The sequence below is a fragment of the Daejeonella sp. genome (assembly GCF_044342615.1).
In the GTDB taxonomy this organism is placed as follows: domain Bacteria; phylum Bacteroidota; class Bacteroidia; order Sphingobacteriales; family Sphingobacteriaceae; genus Daejeonella.
Genome location: NZ_JBIIPN010000152.1, coordinates 1 through 5,590, shown reverse-complemented (window position 1 = coordinate 5,590; position 5,590 = coordinate 1). Strand labels below are relative to the sequence as shown.

Sequence of the window (5,590 nt, the reverse complement as noted above, 5' to 3'; positions counted from 1 at the left end):
TAAATAGTTAGGAACGGCATATTGCCTTTCATTTTTATCATTTAACCAAAGGTAGCTGGTAGTATTTTTAAAATTAAAAAGATTGAAAAGCTCGGTGTGGAGGCTTAATGATTGAAAATATTTTTTTATTAATATTGATCCTCTTTTACTTTCAGAATCTGCAAAATCTTTAGAAAAACCAATATCAACACGCTTATAAGATGGGATTTTGAAACGTTCTGTATGTCGTTGGGGCCCAGGTGGGCCAATAGGAAGTGAAGATGAATAGACTAAATTTAGATGTACTTTATAGGTTGGGTTTTGAATTAACCGATCCTGAAACATCATACCAATATTAAATAATTGATCTGTTGGTCGTCTTAAATAACCAGATTCAATCTTTATATCATTACCTAATTTATCTTTTGAAAAATAGAAATCGTTTAGAATATTTTCTTCTGTTTTCAAAATGGAAAATCGAAAAGTAGATTCTAAATCTTTAGCAAAATTACCACTTAAACTAAAATCTGCACCAGCTGCATAACCCTTCGCTGTTTGATCAGATAAATATCTAATTTTTAAATCTTCTATTTTATAAGGTGTTATTTTACTTAAAATTTTATAATATATTTCTGAACTAAACTTTAAACGGGTTCCCAATCCATCAAATTTATAATCAGCACCAGTAATAAATTGAAACGATTTTTGTGCCCTAGCATTCAAATTTAGGCTTCCATTATAATTTTTAAGTTCACGATAAAAGGGAGCTTGATTGTAGGCACCAAGCGAAAACTTTAATTGCAATTTATCATTCTGTCCATTTTGATACTTTATAGTGAGTCGCGGACTGAGTATTTTTTCATTAGAAAAATTATTGTAATTGAACCTTACACCTGCTGCAAGTATAACTTTACTACCTAGATTAACAGTATTTTGAATGAAAGCATTAAATCGATAAATTTTAACATTATTTACATCATTTAAAATATCTGAGTAAATCCAGTTGCCAGATTCGGGGTAGGAATAATTACTTGTATCTTTTGCAATAAATTCCTTGAGGCTATCTTCGATAAGATCAGTTTGAAAACGTGTACCAATTTCAAGGAATGAATTTTTGATTTGTTTATAAATTTTCAGCTCAGTGTTATAATATAAGGATTTAAGTTGATTTTTGAAAAATGTATGATTTGAGCCAGCACCTAGTAGACCAGAATTACTTACTGAATTCAATGCAGTACTGCCCCTATCTATAAAAGAATACCATCCTAAAAGATTAGCATCTTCATTTTCATTAATAGATGCAATCGAGCTGATCCATTTAACATTTAATGAACTATTAGGATTGTATGAAAAGGTAAAAGCACTATTTAAAGCCTCATATTTACTCATTTCTTGCCCAGAATAATTCACCATCAATCTTAAAACATCATCGGAAGTTCCAAATTCAGTAAGCCTTGTCTTGGGATGAACTTGAAATTTTCCTTGGTTATACAGGATAAAAAAAGATAAGTTTAATTTAGATGTTATGTTATGCTTAAATAAGAATTGATAATCCGAGAAACGAGAAAAATAATCACCTTCAATATTCTGTCTTTCCAATAAAGTCTGATTATTCTTTATTCTAAAACCTGCTAATAGAAATCCATTTTTAAGCGGCCATTTCAGTGCACCAGAATTTAAAAGTAAACCTGCTTGTGCATCAATTGTTAAGCTATCCGGTTTATTATATCTTACATCTAAAACTGAGGATAATTTATCACCGTAGCGTGCTTCAAATCCTCCAGCAGAAAAATATACATTTGAGCTGAGACTGGGATTAATAAAACCTAGTCCTTCCTGCTGCCCAGATCTAGTTAGTAAGGGCCGATATATTTCTACATTATTGAGGTAAATTAAATTTTCGTCAAAATTACCCCCTCTGACAGAGTATTGTGAACTAAGCTCATTATTTCCAGATACACCAGGTAAGTTTTTTATAAAACTTTCAAAACTTCCAGAGGTTTGAGGTATAGCTGAATATTTTGCAAAATCAATACTTTTAAGATTAAAGGAGCTGAATTTTTCAGTGATAAAAACTTCATCAAGAGATTGAATATCAGGACTTAATGTTATATTGAGGATATTATCCTTTAAGGGTTCTAAATCTAAATTAATAGTTAGATTTTTATAACCTAATCTGCTAAAAGTTAATTCAGTTTTTAATGGAACTTTATTTAATAGGAAATAACCATCCTTATTCGTCAGACCAATAATTGCTTGATTACTTACTTTAATTGTTACAGCACTTAATAATTCGCCTTTTTCAGAATTAACAATGCCTTTTATAGTGCCCAAATCTTGAGCTAATAATTTAGTTGGTAAAAGTATTAGAGATGTAAACGCAACGAATGAAAATGAAATAAATAAATATCTCCAAACTATATTTTTAGAGAATAGAAATTTAAGAGGATATTGATTTTCATTCTTCAAAATCAATTAATTATCTAATTCCTTTTAGAGATGCAATTTCTAAAACAGGATCTGCAGCAGAAAAAACAGCATTTCCAGCTACAAGAACATCTGCTCCTGCTTCAATTAATTTAAATGCATTTTCATTTGAAACACCACCATCAATCTCAATCAACAGATTTTCATTTCTTCCTGCAGCCATTGCTCTAAGATCTTTAATCTTTTTGTAAGTCCGCTCAATGTATTTTTGACCTCCAAATCCAGGATTAACCGACATTAAACAAACAATATCTAGATCTTCAATGATATCCTCTAATTGGCTTACTGAAGTATGCGGATTTACAGCTACCCCAGCCCTACAACCTAAGTCTCTTATTGCACTTAAAGTACGATGAAGATGTGTACATGCTTCAATGTGTACGGTAATATTTTCGGCTCCTGCCGACTTAAAATCATGTAAATAACGATCAGGATCTACAATCATTAAATGAACATCAAGAGGTTTGGTGGCGTGCTTATGAATCGCTTTAAGTACAGGGAAGCCAAAGGAAATATTAGGTACAAATACCCCATCCATAATGTCGATGTGAAACCAGTCTGCTTCACTACGATTAATCATTTCAATATCTCTCTGTAAATTGGCAAAATCTGCAGATAAAACGGAAGGCGCTATAAGGTGTTTCATTTAGTAAAATTACAATTTTGATTGTAAATAGAGTTTATATAAAGTTGATTTTTAATTATTCGGAATAAAATAGGCTAAAAAAGAAAAACCTGTCTGATTTTTCACAGACAGGTTTAATTATTTAATGAGAATAAATTATTCTCCAGCAGGTTTGTTATCTTCTGGTTTTGGAGGACGAGGGATTAATGCTTTACGAGAAAGCTTTAATTTTCCTTGCTTATCCACTTCTAGAAGTTTAACCTTAACGATGTCGCCAACATTTAGCACACCATCCATTGACTCATAACGTTGCCAATCAATTTCTGAAATATGAAGTAAACCATCTTTTCCTGGCATAATTTCAACAAAAGCACCAAAAGGCATGATTGTTTTCACTTTACCTTCGTACACTTCACCAACTTCAGGTTTAGATGCAATGCCTTTAATGCGAGCAACAGCTTTATCAATTGCTTCTTTATTATCGGCGAAAATTTGCACAATACCTAAGTTATCTTTTTCTTCGATAGCGATAGTAGCACCAGTCTCACGCTGCATTTCTTGAATGATTTTACCACCTGGGCCGATAACAGCGCCGATAAATTCTTTATCAATTTTAAGCGTTACAATTCTAGGAGCATGTGGCTTATAATCTTCACGTGGTTCAGCAATAGTTTTCTTCATTTCATTTAAGATATGAAGACGTGCTTCGTTAGCCTGCTTTAAAGCAGCAGTTAACACTTCCCACTTTAAACCATTGATTTTTAAGTCCATCTGACAAGCTACAATACCTTTTTCAGTACCTGTAACTTTAAAGTCCATATCACCTAAATGATCTTCATCACCTAGAATATCACTTAAAATAGCGTATTTACCAGTTTTCTCATCAGATATTAATCCCATTGCGATACCTGAAACAGGTGCTTTAAGTTTAATACCAGCATCCATTAAAGCAAGAGTACCTGCACAAACAGTAGCCATTGATGAAGAACCGTTAGACTCTAAGATATCAGAAACAACGCGTATTGTATACGGATTATCATCACCAGGCAAAACCTTCTTTAAAGAGCGCATAGCTAAATTACCGTGTCCAACTTCACGACGTCCAGTCCCACGGTTAGGACGAGCCTCTCCAGTAGAAAATGGTGGAAAATTATAGTGTAATAAGAATTTTTGGTATCCGTTAAAGAAAGCACCATCAATTAATTGTTCATCAGATTTAGCACCTAAAGTAACAGTAGTTAATGATTGAGTTTCACCACGAGTGAAGATTGCAGATCCGTGAGCGGAAGGTAAGTAGCTAATTTCAGACCAAATTGGACGAACGGTACGAGAATCACGACCATCAAGACGAATTCCTTCATCAAGTACTAGATTACGGATTGCATCATATTGAACATCATGATAATATTTCTTAGCTAAATAAGTAGTGGTATCATCAATTGATTCACCTAATTCAGCGATAAATTCAGTAATAACCTCAGAAAACTTAGCGCTACGCTCATGCTTTGAAGAATTAGACTTAGCAATTGCATAAACCTTATCATAAGTAGCAGCAAATACCTTTTGTTTTAACTCATCATCATGAATTTCGTGGCTATAGGTTCTTTTTTCAGTTTTACCAACTAAAACGGCAAGTTCTTTTTGTGCTTGTACCTGAATGGCAATGGCTTTGTGAGCAAATTCAATTGCTTCAACCATATCCTCTTCTGAAACTTCATCACACTCACCTTCAACCATTACAATATCCTTATCAGATCCAGCTACTATTAAATCCATGGTAGCTCTTTCTAAATCACTTAAATAAGGATTGATAACTAGTTTACCATCAATTTTAGCAACACGAACTTCGGAAATTGGTCCGTTGAACGGAATATCAGAAACAGCTAATGCAGCTGAAGCTGCTAAACCTGCCAAACAATCTGGCATAATATTTTTATCTGCTGAAATTAAAGATATCATCACCTGTACATCAGCATGATAATCTTCAGGGAACATCGGGCGTAAAGCACGGTCAACCAAACGAGAAATTAGAACCTCATAGTCTGATAGTCTTGCTTCACGACGAAGGAATCCACCTGGAATTCTTCCTGTTGCTGCGTATTTTTCTTGATAATCAACTGATAATGGTAAAAAATCAGTCCCAGGTTTAGCACCAATACTTGAAACCACAGTGGCTAATAGCATGGTATCACCCATTTTTACTACAACTGAACCATCAGCTTGTTTAGCTAATTTACCAGTTTCGATTTCAATCATACGGCCATCGCCTAGATCGAATGTTTTTTTAATTGCGTTATAACTCATTTGTTTTAATTGCGACGTACTTTTCCTCTTTTGAGTACATCTTCTTTTATGTTGATTTTATTTTTTTAAAAGTAAAAAGCCATCCCACAAATTGAGGATGGCTTCGCAAAATTTTGCTAAGATTATTTTATAATATCTCTTAACTCTAATGCTTTGATAATTGCACGATACCTGTTGATATCTTTCTTGTAAAGA

General features: G+C 33.2%; 3 protein-coding genes and 1 pseudogene. All 4 read right to left on the bottom strand.

Features of this window, described 5'->3' with window-relative positions:
- The coding region (locus tag ACIQ0D_RS11130) for a carboxypeptidase-like regulatory domain-containing protein (RefSeq protein WP_395805609.1) at positions 1-2,448 on the bottom strand (2,448 nt) is incomplete at its 3' end.
- Between the two features lie 10 nt (positions 2,449-2,458).
- Entirely contained in the window at positions 2,459-3,112 is a 654-nt protein-coding gene (gene rpe / locus ACIQ0D_RS11125) for a ribulose-phosphate 3-epimerase (RefSeq protein ID WP_395805607.1), read from the bottom strand.
- 135 nt (positions 3,113-3,247) lie between these two features.
- Positions 3,248-5,395: a polyribonucleotide nucleotidyltransferase gene (gene pnp / locus ACIQ0D_RS11120; protein ID WP_395805605.1), complete on the bottom strand. Its 2,148-nt coding sequence runs from the start codon at positions 5,393-5,395 to the stop codon at positions 3,248-3,250.
- Between the two features lie 122 nt (positions 5,396-5,517).
- Positions 5,518-5,590: pseudogene (locus ACIQ0D_RS11115) on the bottom strand (30S ribosomal protein S15); the annotation flags it as partial.